Genomic DNA, 19,436 nt, shown 5'->3' with positions numbered 1-19,436 from the left:
CCGCCGTTTTTGTTAGAACGTATCGCCAGGCACCCTCACCCAACCTTCCATCAAAACCCGCGCACTGCGGCTCATAATGGCTTTGGTTGCGGTCCACTGACCATCCACTTCCTTCGCTTCCGCCCCCACACGTAAGGTGCCGGAAGGGTGACCGAAGGTCACATGGGTTCGGTCGCCACCGCCAGCGGCCAGATTCACCAGGGTTCCGGGAACCGACGATGCCGTGGCAATTGCCACCGCCGCCGTGCCCATCATGGCGTGGTGGAGCTTGCCCATGGACAGAGCGCGAACCAGGACATCCACATCCCCAGCCCCGATGCTCTTGCCGCTTGAGGATACGTAATCCGACGGCTTCGCCACGAAGGCCACTTTCGGGGTGTGTTGACGGTTGGTTGCTTCTTCGATGTTCTGGATCAGCCCCATTTTTACCGCCCCATGGGCCCGGATGGTTTCGAACATTGCCAGGGCTTTGGGGTCGGAGTTGATGTCGTCCTGCAGCTCTGTGCCCCTGTACCCGATGTCTTCGGCGTTCACGAAGATGGTGGGGATGCCAGCATTGATCATGGTGGCTTTCAGGGTGCCTACGCCCGGCACTTCCAGATCGTCCACCAGATTGCCGGTTGGGAACATGGAGCCTTCGCCATCGGCCGGGTCCATGAATTCCACCTGCACTTCGGCAGCCGGGAAGGTTACGCCGTCCAGCTCGAAATCGCCGGTTTCCTGTACCTCACCGTTGGTGATGGGCACGTGGGCGACGATGGTTTTCTTGATATTGGCCTGCCAGATGCGGACGGTGCAGGTGCCATTCTCCGGAATCCGGTCTTTGGCCACGAAACCGCTGTTGATGGTGAAAGCGCCTACAGCAGCAGTAAGGTTGCCACAGTTACCGCTCCAGTCCACAAACGGCTTGTCGATGGAGACCTGGCCGAACAGGTAGTCGACATCATGATCCGGCTGGGTGGGCTCCGCCAGGATCACGGTTTTGCTGGTGCTGGAGGTAGCGCCGCCCATACCGTCGATTTGCTTCTGGTAGGGGTCGGGACTGCCGATCACCCGCAGCAGGAGTTTGTCCCGGGCTTCGCCCGGGCTCTGGCAGGCTTCTGGCAAATCCTTCAGCCGGAAGAACACGCCTTTGCTGGTGCCGCCACGCATGTACGTGGCGGGGATTTTTATTTGTGGCTTGTGTGTCATGCCGCACCTTCCGATTGCAGGAAATCCTCGGCGAACCTCTGCAACACACCACCTGCGCTGTAGATAGACACTTCTTCAGCGGTATCCAGGCGGCAGACAACCGGAATGCGCTCGGTGCTGCCGTTCTTCCGATGGATGACCAGCGTAAGCTCAGCGCGGGGCGCCGGGGTGCCTTCCACGTCGTAGGTTTCAGTGCCGTCGATGCCCAGGGTCTTGCGGGTGGTGCCTTCCTCGAACTGCAGGGGCATCACGCCCATACCGATCAGGTTGGTACGGTGAATACGCTCGAAGCCTTCGGCAACGATGGCTTCGACACCGGCCAGCGCCACGCCTTTGGCGGCCCAGTCACGGGAAGAGCCCTGCCCGTAGTCGGCACCGGCGATGATGATCAGCGGCTGCTTGCGCTCCATGTAGGTTTCAATGGCTTCCCACATACGGGTGACCTTGCCTTCCGGCTCGATCCGCGCCAGGGAGCCCTGCTTCACGTTGCCGTTTTCGTCCCGGACCATTTCGTTGAACAGTTTCGGGTTGGCGAAGGTGGCACGCTGAGCGGTCAGGTGGTCACCCCGGTGTGTGGCGTAGGAGTTAAAGTCTTCCTCCGGCACACCCATCTTGTGCAGGTATTCACCGGCTGCGCTGTTCATCAGGATCGCATTGGATGGCGACAGATGGTCAGTGGTGATGTTGTCCGGCAACACCGCCAGCGGGCGCATGCCCTTGAGGGTTTTCTCACCTACCATGCCACCTTCCCAATAAGGCGGGCGACGGATGTAGGTGCTCTGCGGGCGCCATTCGTACAGCGGGTTGGTGTTGGCCTGCGCATCGCGAGTGATGTCGAACATCGGGATGTAGGTGCTGCGAAACTGTTCCGGCTTCACGCTGGATTTCACGATAGCATCGATTTCCGCGTCGTCCGGCCAGATGTCCTTCAGGGTGACCGGGTTGCCGTCTTTGTCGTAGCCCAGGGCATCTTTCTCGATGTCGAAACGGATGGTGCCGGCAATCGCATAGGCAACCACCAACGGCGGCGACGCCAGGAACGCCTGCTTGGCATAGGGGTGAATCCGGCCGTCGAAGTTGCGGTTACCGGAAAGCACCGCAGTGGAATACAGATCCCGATCGATGATTTCCTGCTGGATTTTCGGGTCCAGGGCGCCACTCATGCCGTTACAGGTGGTGCAGGCAAAAGCCACAACACCGAAGCCGAGTTGTTCCAGCTCTGGCAGCAGCTTGGCTTCTTCCAGGTACATCTTGACCGTTTTGGAGCCCGGTGCCAGGGAGGTTTTCACCCAGGGCTTGCGAGTCAGCCCCAGTTTGTTGGCGTTGCGGGCGATCAGGCCGGCAGCCACCATATTGCGGGGGTTGCTAGTGTTGGTGCAGCTGGTGATGGCGGCGATGATGCAGGCGCCATCCGGCATCTTGCCCTCTTCCTGTTCCCACTCACCGGCAATGCCGCGTTCTGCCAGCTCGGATGTCGGCAGGTGCGCATGGGGGTTGGAGGGGCCAGCCAGGGTACGGGTCACTTTGGACAGGTCGAACTTCAGCACTCGCTCGTATTCGGCGTTCTTCATGCTGTCGGCCCAGAGACCGGTTTCCTTGGCGTATTTCTCCACCAGAGCAACCTGATCGTCTTCACGGCCGGTCAGTTTCAGGTAGTCGATGGTCTGGCCGTCGATGTAAAACATCGCGGCGGTGGCACCGTATTCCGGGGTCATGTTGGAGATGGTGGCACGATCGCCTACTGTCAGGCTGTCAGCGCCTTCGCCGTAGAACTCCAGGTAGGCGCCAACCACGCGCTCCTTGCGCAGGAACTCGGTAATGGCCAGGACCATATCGGTACCGGTGATACCTGGCTGCAGCTTGCCGGTCAGCTCTACGCCAACAATATCCGGCAGGCGCATCATGGAGGCGCGGCCCAGCATAACGCTCTCCGCTTCCAGGCCACCTACACCCACAGAAATCACACCCAGGGCATCCACCATCGGTGTGTGGCTGTCAGTGCCAACACAGGTATCCGGGAAGGCAACACCGTCGCGGTTCTGAACCACCGGGGACATCTTTTCCAGGTTGATCTGGTGCATGATGCCGTTGCCAGGGGGAATCACGTCCACGTTCTTGAACGCGGTCTTGGTCCAGTTGATGAAGTGGAACCGGTCGTCGTTGCGGCGGTCTTCAATTTGACGGTTCTTCTCGAACGCGTCCTTCTCAAAACCGGCGTGCTCAACGGCCAGGGAATGATCCACGATCAGCTGGGTCGGGACCACGGGGTTAACCTTGGCCGGATCACCGCCCTTCTCGGCGATGGCGTCACGCAGGCCGGCTAGGTCCACCAGGGCCGTCTGGCCAAGAATGTCGTGGCACACCACGCGGGCCGGGTACCAGGGGAAGTCCAGGTCGCGCCTGCGTTCGATCAGCTGCTTGAGTGAGTCCGTCAGCACCTCAGGGTCGCAGCGGCGTACCAGTTGTTCCGCAAGGATCTTGGAGGTGTACGGGAGCTTTTCGTACGCGCCAGCCTGGATGTCTTCCACGGCCTGGCGGGTATCGAAGTAGTCCAGGTCGGTGCCTGGTAATTTTTTACGGTATTCGGTGTTCATGGGCGCTCCTCAATCGGTACCCACTTGGCATCCGCCGGGCCGGTGTAATCGGCGCTTGGGCGGATGATGCGGTTGTTGGCACGCTGCTCTTTCACGTGGGCGGTCCAGCCGGATACCCGGGACATCACGAAGATCGGGGTGAACAGTTCGGTTGGAATGCCCATGAAGTGATAGGCCGAGGCGTGGAAGAAATCGGCGTTACAGAACAGCTTCTTCTCGCGCCACATAACGGCTTCACAGCGCTCGGATACCGGGTACAGCACGGCATCGCCCACTTCTTCCGCCAACTTCTTCGACCACTGCTTGATGATGGCGTTGCGCGGGTCGGACTCTTTGTAGATCGCATGGCCGAAGCCCATGATTTTCTCTTTCCGCTCAAGCATGCCCATCAGACCTTCTTCGGCCTCTTCCGGCGTCTTGAACTTCTGGATCAGGGCCATGGCTGCCTCGTTGGCACCACCGTGCAGAGGACCGCGCAGAGAACCGATGGCGCCGGTCACACAGCTGTGGATGTCAGACAGCGTGGAGGCGCAAACGCGGGCGGTAAATGTGGAGGCGTTGAATTCGTGCTCTGCGTACAGGATCAGAGACACGTTCATCACGCGCTCGTGGAGTTCGCTGGGCTTCTTGCCGTGCAGCAGCTCCAGGAAATGGCCGCCGATGGAGTCCACGTCGCTTTCAGTTTCGATACGAACGCCTTCGTGGGCGAAGCGGTACCAGTAAGTAATGATGGACGGGAACACCGCCAGCATGCGGTCGATCTTGTCGTCCTGCTCACTGAAGTCCTCTTCGGTTTCCAGGTTACCCAGCATGGAGCAGCCAGTACGCATCACGTCCATCGGGTGCGCGTCTTTGGGGATCTGCTCAAGCACGGTTTTCAGGGCAGCAGGTAGACCGCGCAGGCTCTGGAGCTTTTTCTTGTAGGCATCCAGTTCCTGACGGTTTGGCAATTTGCCGCGCAGCAGCAGGTAGGCGATTTCTTCGAACTGGGCTTTCTCAGCCAGATCTGCGATGTCGTAGCCGCGGTAGGTCAGGCCCGCGCCGCTTTTGCCTACTGTACACAGGGCGGTTTCGCCAGCTACCTGGCCACGGAGGCCTGCGCCGCTCAATTGTTTTGCTTCAGCCATTGTTGTCTCCCATCGTTATCTTGTTTGGGGTGTCGGATTACGGCTTCGCCTGATCCGACCTACTGATATTTTTGCTTAACTTTGGATTGGGTTGTCGGATTACGCCTGCGGCTAATCCGACCTACATTTCTGGTTTTTGGCACTGCTTGTTTGATTACGCCTTCGGCTAATCCGACCTACGTTACCAATGCCGGAATTTTTGTAGGTTGGATTAGCCGAAGGCGTAATCCAACAAACCTCATTAACCTTTGCTCTGCTGGAACAGCTGGTCCAGCTTCTGCTCGAAATCGTGGTAGTTCAGGAAATCGTAAAGCTCCATACGGGTCTGCATCAGATCAACCACGTCTTTCTGGTCACCCTTCTCCAGAATGTTCTGGTAAACAGTCAGGGCTGCCTTGTTCATGGCGCGGAAGGCGCTGAGCGGGTACAGAACCATGTCGGCGCCGGCTTCCGCCAGTTCCTTACGGTTGTACAGCGGTGTGGCACCGAATTCGGTGATGTTGGCCAGGATCGGCACGTCCAGGGCTTCAGAGAAGGCCTTGTAGTGCTCGAGTTCCGTAACCGCTTCGGCAAATATGCCATCGGCGCCGGCTTCGATGCAGGCTTTGGCGCGCTCAATGGCGGCTTCGAGACCTTCTTTCTGGAAGGCGTCGGTGCGGGCCATGATGAAGAAGTCTTCGTCTTCACGGGCGTCAACGGCGGCCTTGATGCGGTCGACCATTTCTTCCTGGGACACGATTTCCTTGTTCGGGCGATGACCACAGCGTTTCTGGGCAACCTGGTCCTCAATGTGGACAGCTGCAGCACCGGCACGTTCCATTTCGCGGATGGTGCGGGCGATGTTGAAGGCGCCACCCCAGCCGGTATCAATGTCGACCAGCAGCGGCACGTCGGTGGCTGCGGTGATACGGCGAACGTCCTCGACCACGTCGTTCATGGTGGTCATGCCCAGATCCGGCAGGCCGTAGGAGGCGTTAGCGACGCCGCCACCGGACAGGTAGATGGCCTCGTGGCCCACTTTATCGGCCATCATGGCGGCATAGGCGTTGATGGTGCCGACAATCTGCAGGGGCTGGTTTTCTTTGAGCGCCTTGCGGAAGCGGGCGCCGGGGCTGAGTTTGTTGGACATGGTGTTGGCCTCTTTCATTAAATGGAGATTTCGCCTTCCTGGATCTTTTTCTCGATGTTCTGTCTTGCTGCGTTTATATGGCGTTTCATCAGAAATTCGGCGAGTTCGCCGTCGCGCTGGGCGATGGCCTCGACGATACGGCGGTGTTCACCGAGAGCACGCTGGGGGCGCCCGGTGGAGGTGCTGAGACGGTAGCGGTACATCCGTACCATGTAATAAAGATCACCCAACAGCATCTGGGCAAGTTTGGTGTTGCGGCTGCCGGTGGCGATTCTGTGGTGGAAGTCGTAATCCCCTTCGGCCTGGTAATAGGCCTGGCCCTGCGCTTCGTCGATCATGCGTTCGTGGGTATCGAGGGTAGCCCGAAGATCGGCGATTTCCTGATCGGTCATTCGCTCGGCTGCCTGTCGGGCCGCCAACCCCTCCATGACTTCACGTATGCGGTAGAGCTCCATCAGCTCGGAGGCGCTTACTGAAACCACTTTAACGCCGGCATGGGGGCGGCGCACCAGAAGACCACGGGATTCAAGACGGCCTAGCGCTTCCCGGAGAGGGCCGCGAGTGAGGTTAAAACGGGAGCAAAGCTCCAGCTCGCCAATCTTTTCGCCGGGCGCCAGCTCGCCCTTCACGATTGCCGTTTGCAGACAATCAAAAGCTTCATCGGCGCGCGTATAGGTGGTAGACAGTAACTCAGTCATAGTTTGTCAACAAAACCGGGTTAATTTTGAGAAAAGCTACGCCTGAGTGGTCATATTGTCAACAATATTGACTAAATTCAGCTTCAAATTGTTTACAATAGCTGTAATCAATCAATAGATCTGGCGTTGGGCAACCGGGGGTGGTGTGTACTGGTATAGCCAGGTTTCCGTGAGTGGCTCGCCGCCCAGCCTGAGGTACAGGCGAATATTGATAGGTTCAACGGAGTCGTCCGGCACCAGGTCAAACATGGCCCGATAGCCATCGATTGCAGACAATGGTCTGGCAGAAGTGATTTCAACCTCTCCCCTACTCACACTGATAACCGGCTCCACATTCGCATCCTTGCTGATCATCTCCAGCGCGCCGCCGGCGAAATCAACAGCAAAGCGCCATGAGAAGTAGGTCCGCTTTTGTCCTACCACTCCGCCCAGCCCGGTACGGGTTGCTGTCACCGTGGCCAACTCATAGGGCTGTAGCGGCGCTTGCTCACCCCAGTGCAGGCGGTAGCTGTAGAGATACTCCTGGCCCGGCAACAGGGGTTTTTCCGGGTGCCAGAAAGCAACGATGTTATCGAAGGTTTCATCCACGGTGGGGATTTCCACCAGGTCAACGCTGCCCCGCCCCCAGTCTCCACGGGGCTCCACCCAGAGGCTGGGCCGGCGATCGTAAAACACACCGTCGTCCTGGTAGTGGTCGAAATTCCTGTCCCGCTGCAACAGGCCAAAGCCGATCGGGTTGTTATCCTGGAAACTGTTAAACCGGAGATTGGTGGGATTCACCAATGGCCGCCACAACCACTCGCCGCTTCCGTTGCGTATGGCCAGGCCGTCAGAATCGTGTATCTCCGGCCGCCAGTCGTAGCCCATGCGATTGTCGTTTTCACCCACCTGGTACATGCTGGTCAGTGGCGCAATGCCTGCCCGGGTGATTTCGGTTCTGGGATACAGCGCGACATCGACATCCATGACCATATTGCGCCCCGGGTCGAGCACAAAGGCGTAAGCGCCGGTGGTGCTGGGCGAATCCAGTAGAGCCCATACCCGGAGCAGCTGGCTGACCGGTGCCGGCTTCTCCAACCAGAATTCGGAAAATCGGGGAAACTCTTCTTCGCCGGCAGTGCCGGTATCAATGGCCAGCCCTCTGGCCGACAAACCGTATTGCATCTCGGAGCCCACCGCCCGGAAATAGCTCGCACCCAGGAAGGCGGCCAGGTCCAGGGCAAAATTGTTGTGGTAATGAACCCGAAAGCCGGCGTAGCCGAGGTCTTCCGGCAGATCGCCCAGAGGCTGCTCTCCGCTGTACCGGAACAGATCCTGTCGATAGGCCAGCTCATTGGCCTGGCCATCGATTACTTCGTGGATTTTTACGGGTTGTTGGAAATACAGCCCAAGGTGGAAGAGCTGAATCTGGAAAGCGGTATCGTCGTCTTGCCAAAGCGCCTTATCTGCGCGGAAAGCAATGGCCTGGTAATCGTCCCAGGAAAGATTTTTCAGGGATTGGGGCAATTCACCTTCATGGGATACGTACGCCTCGGCCGCCAGCGCCCGGGCGCGGCCCTTGAGCCAGGCGTAGCTGAATGCACGGGGCCTGCTGCCAGATACCGGTTGAATTCCGGCTCCATTTACCAGGGGCGCTAGCGGCATGAAACCGACGCCTATGATTCCGGCCAACGCCTTGACCACTGATCGTCTATCCACCATGGTGACCCTTTCCATTTTGCCTCCTGTCTCTAGCTCCGGCGTCCAGCTCCGTTAGCCAGATACCGGGTCTTGCCCGGAAACCTGCTCGTGACTTCTGCGGGTGATGCATTGGCCCCAGTAGCCCCGCTCAGGTGCACGCCAGGCGCCTTTATGCAGGTCAGCCAGGGACTGGCTGTCTCTAGCCAGGCCACTCAGTTCTGCACGACTCATCACCGATGGTCCCTTCTCAAGGCAGCGGTCAACGGCGGCCATAAGCTTTTCGCTCCTCGGACCTCTGCGGTGATCTTTTGCCAGAGCCCTGTGTAACCGGTTCAGGCCAGGATTGAGAACGGCCTGTTCAAAGGGACTCCATACGGAATCGCAAACGGGCTCCGAACGAAAAGTGCGCGCATCATCCAGCAATGGCAATGGAGGCTCGCGTTCCTCCGGTATTCTCAGAAGGCCCCAGGCCTTTAGTACGCTGCCCGGCCCAATTCTGCTCAGATAAACTGCGGTTGGAGCCGCCACCAACAACGGAATGGCAACTGGCAATGACCAGAGGAAAAACAGTTTATCCAGGCTCAATGCAAACGCCGACCAGCACCCACCAACGAGCATTCCGGGAAACTGCGTAACCAGCGCCTGCCGCCAGGTTGTTTCCTCCGTGCGGTTCTGGCCAGACCAGGAAAGCGACAAATTGAGCAACGCTGCCACAACATAACGGCTGTGTGCCCACATTCTTACCGGTGCCAACAGGATCGAGATCGCTATCTCCAGCAACACACTGGCAAATAGCCGAAGGAATCCTCCAAACTCCCGGGTGTAACGGTGGAGAACAGCATCAAGAATGGCCAGGAATTTGGGTAGAAACAGCAGAGCAAAGGTGCTTAACGCGAGCACCAGGGCCCAGTCCGGCCGCCATTCCGGCCAGAGCGGAAACGGCCCTTGATGACCTTCAGGAAAGTACTCGATTGGAGCCAGCGTCATTCTCGCTGCCTCTAACGTGGTCAGAACCAGGAAGCCAAACCACAGTGGGGATGCGAGGTACGCCATTACCCCATTGAGAAATGCCATCCGGTGAGCAAAGCGCAATCCCGGCTCACGAAACATCACCCAAAGATGCTGGAGGTTGCCCTTGGCCCAGCGGTTGTCTCGGGACAGTTCATCAGCAAGCGTGGGAGGAGATTCCTCAAAGCTGTTGCCAAACCCCGTCTCGAGCCAGACTTCGTATCCCGCCCTGCCCATGAAGGCTGCCTCGACAAAATCGTGGCTCATGATCGGGCCACCAAAAATGCCGAATCCGCCCAGTTTGGGCAAACCACAATGCTTCATGAAGGGTTCGATTCGGAGGATCGCGTTGTGTCCCCAGAAAGCGGCGTCGCCCATCTGAATCGCGGCCAGGCCCGTAGAAAACAACGTTGAATAGAACCGATTGGCAAATTGTTGAACACGGGCAAACAGTGATTTCCCGTTGATGATGGTCGGATTGGTTTGCAGAATACCGACAACGGGTTCCCGTTCCATCAGCTGCACCATGCGCACAACCGTATCGCCGCTGAGCAGACTGTCGGCATCAAGTACCACCATATACTTGCACCGCCGCCCCCAACGCCGGAGAAAGTCTGCAACATTTCCGCTTTTGTAATTGAGGTTCACCGGACGCCGACGATAGAACAGTCTACCCTCTGCGCCCAGCTCTCGAGCGAGCTCATGCCACCGCCGCTGCTCCTCCAGCCAGACATCCGGATCACGGCTGTCCGAGAGAATATAGAACTCGAAATGCTCAATCCTGCCTGTCCGTTCAATGTCCCTGTACACCGCTTTCAGGCCGCTCAGGGTCCACTCTACCGGCTCGTGGTATATCGGCAGCAAAATAGCCGTTCTTGCCAGTGGCGTAGCGGCAAGGGCTTCCGGATTATGGCGCCGCAACAGCCCGTGACGGTCGCCACCGGTGAGGCGCAGCACAAAACCGAATACCGCCGTCCAGAAACCGACTGCAATCCATGCATAAAGAATGGCAAACAGCGCTGTCATACCCAGTTCGAGCCAGGTCCCTCCATGGTATGGAAGCACCCAGAGCAGGTAGTAGCTGGCTACGGCTGTCTGCCCCAGCACAAACAGGATCAGCAGGCTACGGCGAGCGAATGCAATGTGTCGCCAGCGGTAGCCTTGAGACAAGTTGGCGCCGGGAACTTCAGCCATGAGCGGGGTACCCGATGCTTCCGCGCAACAGCGGCGGAGCTGGCGCGGGAATCGTTTCCTCCACAACGGGGAAGTAGTCGGGAAGGCGATCCATGGCCCGGGCGAGTAACTGCGCTTCACTGAAATCATCGGTCTCACCCTCCCCGCCCGTCTCCGCAAGGGCATCATCCAGCATTTTCAGAAGCTTGCGGGACATGCTTCGGTTCATCGTTACGCCGGATTCCGTCAGGTAAGTGGATAACCGAACGACTACCCTCTGTAGCGTTTGCGCTGTCATCGTTGCCTCCTTTCGTCTGCCGTCGTCACTCAGATTTCGCCCGCAATCCCGTAGCGGATGGCAATGAGTATGTCCATGTTTCGGTTAACGTCTCACTACCCAGGCTCAGGAATCCCCTCAATGACAGCGGCTCTTCTTCAGGGGGTTTTGCAAGAATCGAGAGCCTCCAGGCATCAGTGGCAGGGATGTACTCTACAAAATGCTCTATTATCTCGACGCCTTTGCCACCCGAGACCTGACTGACCACGGCATCCTCTGGCCCCAGGGCGCTCAGTTGTTTGCCCTGAAAGTCGACTATGAACCGATAGGCTCCAACCTCATTGCCTCCGCCAGTACGGTTTCCATCTCCCACGAATGTGTGGATCGCGCGGCCTGAAGGGTGGCGGGATACTGATGGCGATCCGACGGCCAGATCGTATTCGAATCGGCGGCTTTCCCCTTCCTTCACGTCCTGATCCGGTTTCCAGAAGGCCGCAATGTTGTCATTGGTTTCTGCACTGGAGGGAATCTCAACAAGCACAACAGAGCCCGGCCCCCAGTCTTTAACCGGCTGAACCCAGGCGCTGGGGCGCAGATCGTAGCGTGCTTCACTATCCTGGAACTGCTGAAACTGCTGATTCCGCTGCATCAAGCCGAACCCCTTCAACTGCCCTACCTCGTGGAAATTCAGCTGCAGTTGCGATGGGTTGATCAGTGGCCGCCATAGCCATTCTCCAGACTGGCCATCATGAACCAGGAGTCCATCTGAATCATGCACCTGGGGCCGCCATTCTCCCCGGGGACGAAGTGTGTTTTCACCGTAAAAGAACATGGAGGTGAGCGGCGCCAGGCCCAACTGCTGAATATCGTCCCTGAAGAAAAGTTCAGCGGTTACACGAATCCGCGTACTTTCCCCTGGCTGAATCACAAAACGGTATGCACCGGTCAAACTGGGCCCGTCGAGAAGCCCGTACACCACCATGGTGTCACTGTCTGCGGCGGGCCGCTCCAGCCAGAACTCCGTAAAAGACGGAAACTCCTCACCCGAGGGCAAGCCGGTATCAACCGCGATACCACGCCCGGAAAGGCCGAACTGCTGCCCCTTGCCAACAGCCCGGAAATAGCTGGCACCACCAAAAACCAGAAACTGGTTCTGTACGTTCTTGCCATCGAAGGGAAAGGTGAGCTTAAAGCCGGCATAGCCGAGATCAGCCGGGATGCGCTTGGCAAGCTCTGGCGTCGGGTAGTCAAAATCGGCCTTGTCGTAAGCGACCGACTTCACCCCCTCGCTATCAATCACATGGAGCTTTACCGCGTGAGCGTAGAAACTTCCCTGAGGGATCATCATTACCTGGAATGGGGAGCGCCCTGAACGCCAGAGACTTGCCTCAGGTATAAAGCGGATGCCCTGGTACACAGGGTATTCCAGCGCCTGGAGGAAATCCGGTGCAGGTTGTGGTTGCTGATAGCTTTTCCTGGCCAGCTCATTAGCCTTGCCTACCACATCCTCAAAGCCGAAAGCATTCGCCAGTGATGGATGGCAGGCGAGGAAAAACATCATCAGACAAGTTGTTGTTAGTCCTGAACCTTTCATGCACAAAATCCCTTGCTTTCCGTTGCTTGAATGTAGCACCTGATGGGCACATCGCCTCAAGTGACATCTTCGTAACGGCTTTGAAAGGATTTTGCCGATTTTCCGGCGTCAGATTCAGATCCCCAGGGACATGGAAAGAGATACATCCGGACCCGCGGGACGACGCATGGCTTCTCCTGAGAGATCCAGAATCTGCCCAACATTCATGCTGGCATGAAAGCCCCGGCCCTGGAGGCGCAAGGAGATCTCACCGGTACTGGCTCCGAAATTTTCCCCGTCGGCGGCTGATATCGGGGCCCAGCCCCTGAGAACCGACACCGATACATAGGAATTGAGCGCTTGGAAGAAAGGCAGGGAGTAACCCGGGCTCCGGGCATTCATACGAACCCATCCACCCTCGGCTACGTACATGGACTGGCCACTGAAACCATAGGACATCGATGGCCCGGCCACTTGAAGGTACTCCGAGGATGCAAGATCGTCCGGCGCCAGTTGATACCGGCCATCCAGCCCAAGATCCCAGGTGTAGAAGGACCGGCTCAGGGATGCACCCAGGGTCAGTTTGTGGAAGCGGGTTCGCTCCGACGTCACCGCCGATGACATAGTGGATTCACTGCCCTCCAATCCCCCCAGGGCCGTAACGGTGGTATCTGCCTGAACACCACCGACCAAATCCTTCCGGCCTGAACATCGCAACCCGAAACTGGACAGCTGATGGGAGGTGTCCGATATCCAGACTGATTCTTCGTATTTGTGGTTTGTTCCGCTGGAATGGTTGAACACGCTGTTCACTTCAAAGCCGTTCAAGGACCATAGTGCCCGGCTTCCGGAAAGGTTCACCCCCTGGAATTCACCGCGGGTATCCACTTGCTGCCCTGTTTTGGTTGTTACGCCAACATACTCCGAGTCTTCAAGCGTTATGGCGAAGTTAACGCCAGCAACCGGAAACGCATAGCGGATAGCGAGAGACTGGGCATCGCCACTGCCCCGGCGCGACACCGAATCCCTGAAATCCAGCGAAATGTCGTGGCTAGAGAGAATCATGTTGTTGCCGGACACATTAAGACGCCCGCTGGCAGCGTCATTGGTGTGGGTCGAATCCCCGGAAAATTTGAGAGTGGAGGCGAGATAGCTGGTGACAGACCTGAGCAGGTCTTCCGGATATAGATTCCAGCCTGCAGGATTCAGGGGCAACTTCTCAGCTATCGAAACGGCGCTGGCGGGTGCGCACCAAAGTAGTGCAGCCAGACAATAAATTCGCAAAACAAACGCCTCGGCCGGTCAGGTTCAGGATTACCAACACTTTAAAAGAGGTATGCGTTTTGGGCTATGGTTTATTGCTAAAACTTACAATTTTAATCTTTCTAAAAAACAGAGTGTTAGGGCGACCTGTGAAAGTTGTATCTTAACGTTTCCAACCAGCCCTCATGGGACACACAGAGATACTCACAGTTACAAATGTGAATGCCCCCTGCATTTGTCTCGACAACTTGGGTAAACTCGGCACACTTTGTGAAAGAACAACCGTTCACAGGCTAACGCAGAGGCGTTGAGCAGCCACAGGCCGTGAAACCGAACATCAAAGGACGAAAGACATGATCAGAAAATGCCTGTTTCCCGTCGCCGGCTACGGCACCCGTTTTCTTCCGGCAACCAAGGCGATGCCCAAGGAAATCCTGCCGGTGGTGAACAAACCCCTGGTTCAGTATGGTGTTGAGGAAGCCGCGGAAGCCGGTATTCATGAGTTCGGCTTTGTAACCGGTCGGGGCAAGCGGGCTATCGAAGACCACTTCGACATCAGCTACGAGCTTGAGCACCAGATTGCCGGTTCCGGCAAGGAGGATCTGCTGACCTCCATCCGTGATCTGATCGACCACAACAGTTTTGCCTTTACCCGACAGAATGAAATGAAAGGCCTCGGCCACGCCATCCTGACCGGTCGCAACCTTGTAGGTGACAGTCCCTTTGCAGTCGTGCTGGCCGATGACTTCTGCATTGGCCCCGAGGGTGAAGACGGCGTACTGGCGCAGATGGTCAAGCTCTACAACCAGTTCCGCTGCTCCATTGTTGCCATTGAAGAAGTGCCTGCCGACGAAACCCACAAATACGGGGTGATTGCCGGTGAATCCATGAAAGATGGTCTCTACCGGATCACCGATATGGTGGAAAAGCCGGCCCCGGAAGATGCCCCGAGCAACCTTGCGATTATCGGGCGGTACATTCTTACCCCGGATATTTTCGACATTATCGAGCGGACGCCGGCGGGCAAAAACGGTGAGGTGCAGATTACCGATGCCCTCCTCGAACAGGCGAAGAACGGTTGCGTACTGGCATACCAGTTCAAGGGGCGCCGGTTCGATTGCGGCAGCATTGATGGCTTTGTGGAAGCCACTAACTACGTCTACGAGAATATCTACAAGAAAGGCAAGTAACGGATCCGGGGCGGGTTCAGCTGCCCAGAATCTGAAGAATCATTCGCCGGTTTTCCGCGCTCGTCCTGCGGAACCGGCGAAGCAATTCCACCTCTTCTGCAGTCAGCTGCACCTTCTCAAGCGCTTCCTCCAGCTCAGCCAGCGACTCCAGCAGCTCATCACTCTTGTCCAGGGCAATACCGGGAAGCTCAAGTTGCCCGTGGTCCTCAGGCCTCTCTGGTTCCCAGTGCTGAATGGGTTGCGCATGTTGCATGGCCATTTACCTCGTCATCCAAATCGGGATACTTGCCCCAATAATGCCCTGCGAAGTGAATCAATCCGGAAATGTAACGTACATATAGCTTTGCACACAATCTGCCTATACTGAAGATGGCAACAACTGAACAGGCGATTTATGGCGGCAAGAACCCTGGATATCGACTCGGCATGGGAGCTGGTGCTTAGCGCAGTTAACCGCAGCAATGTGACACTGCCATTGCCGGGAACCGACAAAGAAGCAGTAAAACTCAATGGCCACGGCGCCTGGCACCTGATGCAGCCGGCCACTGGCGAGGCGAAGGATCTGCTCTCGGTGTTTCTTCCCCTGTGTCGGCCCGTACCAGAAGATGGCAACCCCAAAGTCATCGGCCAGCTGGGCCAGAGCCTCGATGGGCGGATCGCAACGGTGACCGGTCGTTCCCGTTTCATCAACGGAGATGACGGAATTACCCATCTCCATCGGATACGTGCGGTGTCGGATGCCGTGATCGTGGGTGCCGGCACGGCCTCCACCGACAACCCCCGCCTCACCGTGCGTCGCACCAGCGGGCGTAATCCGGTACGTGTTGTCATCGACCGTCACCGCCGCGTACCAGACAGCCATCACCTGTTTACCGACGGTGAGGCCCCTACCCTGCGATTGGTGGCGGGCCACTATGACAAAAGCAAGAACCCATCTATCAGTTCCGGTGTTAGCGAGATCCACTGCCTTGGAGATGCGAACGCCGAGGAGCCCGTGGATCCAAAGTTCATCCTTCAGGTTCTGGCGGATCTTGGTTTGAAAAAGGTGTTCGTGGAAGGGGGCGGCGTCACCGTCTCCTCGTTCCTCAATGCGGGCTTGCTGGACCGGCTCCATGTGATGGTCGCCCCCATGATCATAGGCAGCGGCAGGCCGGCCTTCTCCCTTCCGGAGATCGATTTTCTGGATGACGCACTCCGGCCACGGGCACAGCTGGTGAACCTTGGAAGCGACATGCTCTTCGATCTCGATTTTTCCCGCGACACGAAGCTGGATTAGCGGCTGGTGAACAAAAACACCACCCCGGGCAAACTCGAAACCAGCACCAACGCCCCATACCCGACGCTAAGCGCCACCCCCTGCTCTGCCGGCAGCCCAACCATAGGCCAAAGCACGGCCGCAGCACCTTCCCGAATCCCCCAGCCAGCCACGGTCAATGGAATAACCATGCTAAACAGCAAAATACTGCCCAGCCCGGCAATCACGGCCACAGATTCCACGCCATCAAGATAACCGGCTCCCCAGGCCAGGCAGAGAAACACCCCAAGATAGCTCGCCAACACCAGTAGCGAAGAGCCAAGCTGGACCGGCAATACGGTGCGATTCAGCAGCGACAGATACAGATCATGCCGAAGACGCTGCAGGTAACTTGCGATTGCGGTTTTCACCGCCATCCAGGCGCCCAGAACAACGACAACAGCGACAATAACCAGCCATTGCCCACCGTCCCAGGGCCTGAAAGTGAGATGCCCGGAACTGACCAGCCAGCCAACGGAGAGAGCGACAACCAGACCCAGCACCAACTGGCCGGAGAGTCGCTCGATGGCCACCCCGTGAACCGCAGACAAACGTTCACCAGCGCCGCTGCCATGGCGCCAGGCCCTGTTTACGTCGCCGAGGACGCCGCCCGGCAGGACCTGATTGAGAAAAGTGGCCAGATAGTACTCCCGAACCGCAACAGGGTACGCCAGAGGCAGACCAAGCCGTTCCACGGTATAGCGCCAGCGCCAGGCAGAAAGTGCCACCTGGAAAACCGTAAGCGCCAATGCAGGCAACAGCACATAGAGAGAAACACGGGCAAGCTCTTCGAAGAGCGCGCTGGCATCCACGGAGCGGATAACAAATCCGATGATCAGAACCGTGAACAGCCACCTGGCCGCCAGTCGCAACTGTCTTTGGCGCAGTTCCGTCAAGGCAACTCCCCGGGTGGCAGCGCCAGCAGATCCAGATGCCGGACAACAACCGTCAGTTTGCCCTCGGACAACTGACGGTTCCGCGTGTCCAGCCATCGGTTCAGGCGATCACGGTCGGTGGGCGACTGTTCGATGGCGGCGTCGGTCCATCCCTGCATCAGCATCCCCACCAATGCCTGATCCCCACTACTCAGGGTCCAGGGGGATTCCGCCAGCTTGACCCGATACCCTTCCTGGGTGAGCAGGTCTCTAAGAACGATGGGGGCTTCAGGCCCGAGGGCCGTGCCGGTGCCCTTGTCGCCATGCTGGTGCTGGTTCACCAGATTCCGAAGCAGCTCATCATCCGGATGACCTGGGGACACTTCAAAATGTCCTGCATAGCTCAGCACAATGAGCATCGCTGATTTCCTGTGCGCCGCCGCCTGGCTGAGCGTTTTCAGCCAGGGCTCTGAAACAAGATCAATCAGTGCTGACGCCGTGATCAGGCTAACCTCGGCAGGCAGGTGTTGCTCCATGTTCTCTGGTGACAACTGTACGGTGGTCGTCTCAAAGGGCACGTCCAGTATGTCCACCCGCTGTCTGGCCTCACGCAGTAGCGCCGCATCCTGATCCAGAGCCAGCCAGGTTTGCGGTACCTGTAAAAAAGGCACGAGGAACAGCGCATTGGAACCACGCCCGGTGCCAATATCGACAATCTGTACGGGGCAATGAATTTCGGGCGGCAGGCTATCGTAATGGAGGAGCAGCCACTGATTTAACTCTTCAGTCAGCTCCCTGGAACGTGCCCGATGATCTGCCGCCTCCCGCGCTGCCAGCCAATCGCTCGCAAACTCGGAGTGCTGGTGCAAGCTGGAAGGCAAACCCTGAAAAAATCGGAACGCTTCGCCGACGTCGTTAGCGGTATCCGCCCATGAGCGGATACGCCTTGATTCTCTGGCAGCCAGTTTTCGGGAATGGTCGAGTTGGTCCGGATGCTCAAGCCAGTTCCTGATCCGGGCCTCAAGGGCCCTGACATCCCCGGCACAATACTGAACCACTCCCGGCCTCGCAGACGTGTTGGCAAGGGCACCGCCATCGGAGGAGATGACCGGCAGCCCCTCGGCCAGCGCCTCGTCGATCACCATGCCATAGCCCTCATAGAGCGACGGCAGTACAAAGAAATCAGCCTGCCCATAGAGATCGGCAAGTTCGGTCTCGTCCACTTCACCGACCAGTTGAATCCTGTTTTCGAGGCCAGCTTCGGCAATGGCCCGACGCACCTGATGGCTGTATCCCGGATCACGAGTGTCAGACCCCGCCAGCGTGCAATGCCATGGGAGGGCCTTCATGTGTTCCAGCGCTTCCACCAGTTGATGTTGGGCCTTTCTTGGTGACAGATGGGCGACGCACAGAATGCGGGGGCCATCTTTTTCAGAAGACTCAATTCGGGCTTTCGGGTTATTGGCTCTGGCCACACCCGGCTCAGCTACGCGAATGGCCTCGGTCGGCACATCGTAATCCGCCAGACGGACAGCCGTGTGTTGGCTGGTGGTAATAACTCCCTTCACGAACTCCAGCGCCCGTTTTTCAGACTCAAAAAACCACTGCCTGTCGGCCTCGCTGATGCCCGTCTCGTCAGCAAGGGGGTGATGCACAAGGGCAAGAAGATTCAGGCGATGGGAATGCTTTTCGAGGATCTCCGGCAGGCCACCCATGGCCAGACCATCGAGTACTACACAAGTGCCATCGGGGAAGCTCTCAAGCCTCTCATCCATCGCATTGCGGGCGACCCTGTCCGGGCGCGGGAACTGCCCGGGCAAACCGCTTACCCGGGCCATACAACCATCCTCGCAAAGTGCCTCCACCAACTTGCGGACATACCGGTAACCGCCAGTGTTCTGCTGCGGATCGCCCGGCACCAGAAACTCGACGGATTCCGGCGCGTCAGATTCCGGCATGGTAGCTGGCCCAGGCAATATGGGATTCAGAGAGGGTGACTTTCAGGCTGACAATTCCTTTACCCGTCTCGCCCAAGCGGCCCCCGTGAATGGCCGCCGCCATCCGGTCGAACACCAGCTTGGCCATGAATTCAGTGGTGGTATTGCGGCCTCGCAGTTCCGGCAGCTCGTCCAGGTTCTGCATGTTGAACTCGGAGAGAATATTCTTTAGAAGTTCGGAGGCCAGGCCGATATCCACGACCAGGTCGTCCTTATCCAGCTGGTGACGTTCAAAGGTCACATCCACCACATAGGTGGCACCATGGACCTTCTGCGCAGGGCCAAAGATCTCTCCGTTGAAGCTGTGGGCAATCATCATATGGTCCCGGACCGTCAAGCCGAACATAGTCTCTCCTTAGCGGGTAGT

16 protein-coding genes are annotated in these 19,436 nt (G+C 57.8%); 2 read left to right on the top strand and 14 right to left on the bottom strand.

From position 1 onward, the window contains the following. Nucleotides 1–12 precede the first annotated feature (12 nt). From prpF to A8B84_RS02920, 10 genes are all read right to left on the bottom strand, one after another. The gene (gene prpF / locus A8B84_RS02965; protein WP_064228345.1) at nucleotides 13–1,191 is read right to left on the bottom strand and encodes a 2-methylaconitate cis-trans isomerase PrpF; all 1,179 of its coding nucleotides are present in this window, start codon (nucleotides 1,189–1,191) and stop codon (nucleotides 13–15) included. Further along, on the bottom strand, nucleotides 1,188–3,785 hold the full coding sequence (gene acnD, locus A8B84_RS02960; protein ID WP_064228344.1) for a Fe/S-dependent 2-methylisocitrate dehydratase AcnD: 2,598 nt from the start codon (nucleotides 3,783–3,785) through the stop codon (nucleotides 1,188–1,190). Before acnD ends, prpF begins: the two co-directional genes overlap by 4 nt. Continuing rightward, nucleotides 3,782–4,912, bottom strand: coding sequence for a 2-methylcitrate synthase (prpC, locus tag A8B84_RS02955; RefSeq protein ID WP_064228343.1), 1,131 nt, complete (start codon nucleotides 4,910–4,912; stop codon nucleotides 3,782–3,784). The genes acnD and prpC overlap by 4 nt, the downstream gene beginning before the upstream one ends. 241 nt (nucleotides 4,913–5,153) lie before the next feature. Then, nucleotides 5,154–6,041, bottom strand: a complete 888-nt coding sequence (prpB, locus tag A8B84_RS02950; protein ID WP_064228376.1) for a methylisocitrate lyase — start codon at nucleotides 6,039–6,041, stop codon at nucleotides 5,154–5,156. A gap of 17 nt (nucleotides 6,042–6,058) precedes the next feature. After that, nucleotides 6,059–6,739, bottom strand: a complete 681-nt coding sequence (locus A8B84_RS02945) for a GntR family transcriptional regulator (protein WP_064228342.1) — start codon at nucleotides 6,737–6,739, stop codon at nucleotides 6,059–6,061. 111 nt (nucleotides 6,740–6,850) lie between these two features. Continuing rightward, nucleotides 6,851–8,455: a glucan biosynthesis protein gene (locus A8B84_RS02940; protein WP_227512728.1), complete on the bottom strand. Its 1,605-nt coding sequence runs from the start codon at nucleotides 8,453–8,455 to the stop codon at nucleotides 6,851–6,853. A gap of 36 nt (nucleotides 8,456–8,491) precedes the next feature. Next, complete coding sequence (gene mdoH, locus A8B84_RS02935) at nucleotides 8,492–10,621, bottom strand: glucans biosynthesis glucosyltransferase MdoH (RefSeq protein WP_064228341.1); 2,130 nt, start codon at nucleotides 10,619–10,621, stop codon at nucleotides 8,492–8,494. Next, nucleotides 10,614–10,898, bottom strand: a complete 285-nt coding sequence (locus tag A8B84_RS02930; RefSeq protein WP_064228340.1) for a hypothetical protein — start codon at nucleotides 10,896–10,898, stop codon at nucleotides 10,614–10,616. Before A8B84_RS02930 ends, mdoH begins: the two co-directional genes overlap by 8 nt. A 25-nt stretch (nucleotides 10,899–10,923) precedes the next feature. Next, nucleotides 10,924–12,438 (bottom strand): glucan biosynthesis protein G, encoded by a 1,515-nt coding sequence (locus A8B84_RS02925; RefSeq protein ID WP_138103106.1) that lies wholly within the window; start codon nucleotides 12,436–12,438, stop codon nucleotides 10,924–10,926. 147 nt (nucleotides 12,439–12,585) lie between these two features. After that, nucleotides 12,586–13,665, bottom strand: coding sequence for a ShlB/FhaC/HecB family hemolysin secretion/activation protein (locus tag A8B84_RS02920; protein ID WP_064228338.1), 1,080 nt, complete (start codon nucleotides 13,663–13,665; stop codon nucleotides 12,586–12,588). Between the two features lie 401 nt (nucleotides 13,666–14,066). On the opposite strand from A8B84_RS02920, the gene galU reads away from it, so the two are divergent. Beyond that, nucleotides 14,067–14,903 (top strand): UTP--glucose-1-phosphate uridylyltransferase GalU, encoded by an 837-nt coding sequence (gene galU / locus A8B84_RS02915; RefSeq protein WP_064228337.1) that lies wholly within the window; start codon nucleotides 14,067–14,069, stop codon nucleotides 14,901–14,903. Nucleotides 14,904–14,919: 16 nt separating this feature from the next. On the opposite strand, the gene A8B84_RS02910 is transcribed toward galU, so the two are convergent. After that, nucleotides 14,920–15,156: a hypothetical protein gene (locus A8B84_RS02910; protein ID WP_082905048.1), complete on the bottom strand. Its 237-nt coding sequence runs from the start codon at nucleotides 15,154–15,156 to the stop codon at nucleotides 14,920–14,922. A 141-nt stretch (nucleotides 15,157–15,297) separates the two neighbouring features. Between A8B84_RS02910 and A8B84_RS02905 the strand changes: the two genes are divergently transcribed. Continuing rightward, entirely contained in the window at nucleotides 15,298–16,179 is an 882-nt protein-coding gene (locus A8B84_RS02905; protein ID WP_064228335.1) for a RibD family protein, read from the top strand. On the opposite strand, the gene A8B84_RS02900 is transcribed toward A8B84_RS02905, so the two are convergent. Genes A8B84_RS02900 through A8B84_RS02890 form a run of 3 tightly spaced genes read right to left on the bottom strand, consistent with a single transcriptional unit; the run spans nucleotide 16,176 to nucleotide 19,415 of the window. Then, complete coding sequence (locus A8B84_RS02900) at nucleotides 16,176–17,093, bottom strand: lysylphosphatidylglycerol synthase transmembrane domain-containing protein (protein ID WP_064228334.1); 918 nt, start codon at nucleotides 17,091–17,093, stop codon at nucleotides 16,176–16,178. The two genes, A8B84_RS02905 and A8B84_RS02900, sit on opposite strands and share 4 nt — an antisense overlap. Continuing rightward, nucleotides 17,090–19,030 carry a glycosyltransferase gene (locus tag A8B84_RS02895; protein ID WP_064228333.1) on the bottom strand — a complete coding sequence of 647 codons (1,941 nt, stop codon included), beginning with the start codon at nucleotides 19,028–19,030 and terminating at the stop codon, nucleotides 17,090–17,092. Before A8B84_RS02895 ends, A8B84_RS02900 begins: the two co-directional genes overlap by 4 nt. Next, a complete protein-coding gene (locus tag A8B84_RS02890) occupies nucleotides 19,017–19,415 on the bottom strand; it encodes a 6-pyruvoyl trahydropterin synthase family protein (RefSeq protein WP_064228332.1) in 399 nt (132 codons plus the stop codon). The genes A8B84_RS02895 and A8B84_RS02890 overlap by 14 nt, the downstream gene beginning before the upstream one ends. Between the last annotated feature and the right edge of the window lie 21 nt (nucleotides 19,416–19,436).

It is taken from the genome of Marinobacter sp. EhC06 (genome assembly GCF_001650915.1).
In the GTDB taxonomy this organism is placed as follows: domain Bacteria; phylum Pseudomonadota; class Gammaproteobacteria; order Pseudomonadales; family Oleiphilaceae; genus Marinobacter.
The sequence above is the reverse complement of the archived record's forward strand: the minus strand, read 5'-3'. Positions and strand labels throughout refer to the sequence as shown.

What these genes read in the sequence shown, in the direction of transcription:
- prpF (WP_064228345.1), bottom strand. Translation starts at nt 1,191, where the DNA reads ATGACACACAAGCCACAAATAAAAATCCCCGCCACGTACATGCGTGGC.
- acnD (WP_064228344.1), bottom strand. Translation starts at nt 3,785, where the DNA reads ATGAACACCGAATACCGTAAAAAATTACCAGGCACCGACCTGGACTAC.
- prpC (WP_064228343.1), bottom strand. Translation starts at nt 4,912, where the DNA reads ATGGCTGAAGCAAAACAATTGAGCGGCGCAGGCCTCCGTGGCCAGGTA.
- prpB (WP_064228376.1), bottom strand. Translation starts at nt 6,041, where the DNA reads ATGTCCAACAAACTCAGCCCCGGCGCCCGCTTCCGCAAGGCGCTCAAA.
- A8B84_RS02945 (WP_064228342.1), bottom strand. Translation starts at nt 6,739, where the DNA reads ATGACTGAGTTACTGTCTACCACCTATACGCGCGCCGATGAAGCTTTT.
- A8B84_RS02940 (WP_227512728.1), bottom strand. Translation starts at nt 8,455, where the DNA reads ATGGAAAGGGTCACCATGGTGGATAGACGATCAGTGGTCAAGGCGTTG.
- mdoH (WP_064228341.1), bottom strand. Translation starts at nt 10,621, where the DNA reads ATGGCTGAAGTTCCCGGCGCCAACTTGTCTCAAGGCTACCGCTGGCGA.
- A8B84_RS02930 (WP_064228340.1), bottom strand. Translation starts at nt 10,898, where the DNA reads ATGACAGCGCAAACGCTACAGAGGGTAGTCGTTCGGTTATCCACTTAC.
- A8B84_RS02925 (WP_138103106.1), bottom strand. Translation starts at nt 12,438, where the DNA reads ATGATGTTTTTCCTCGCCTGCCATCCATCACTGGCGAATGCTTTCGGC.
- galU (WP_064228337.1), top strand. Translation starts at nt 14,067, where the DNA reads ATGATCAGAAAATGCCTGTTTCCCGTCGCCGGCTACGGCACCCGTTTT.
- A8B84_RS02910 (WP_082905048.1), bottom strand. Translation starts at nt 15,156, where the DNA reads ATGCAACATGCGCAACCCATTCAGCACTGGGAACCAGAGAGGCCTGAG.
- A8B84_RS02905 (WP_064228335.1), top strand. Translation starts at nt 15,298, where the DNA reads ATGGCGGCAAGAACCCTGGATATCGACTCGGCATGGGAGCTGGTGCTT.
- A8B84_RS02895 (WP_064228333.1), bottom strand. Translation starts at nt 19,030, where the DNA reads ATGCCGGAATCTGACGCGCCGGAATCCGTCGAGTTTCTGGTGCCGGGC.
- A8B84_RS02890 (WP_064228332.1), bottom strand. Translation starts at nt 19,415, where the DNA reads ATGTTCGGCTTGACGGTCCGGGACCATATGATGATTGCCCACAGCTTC.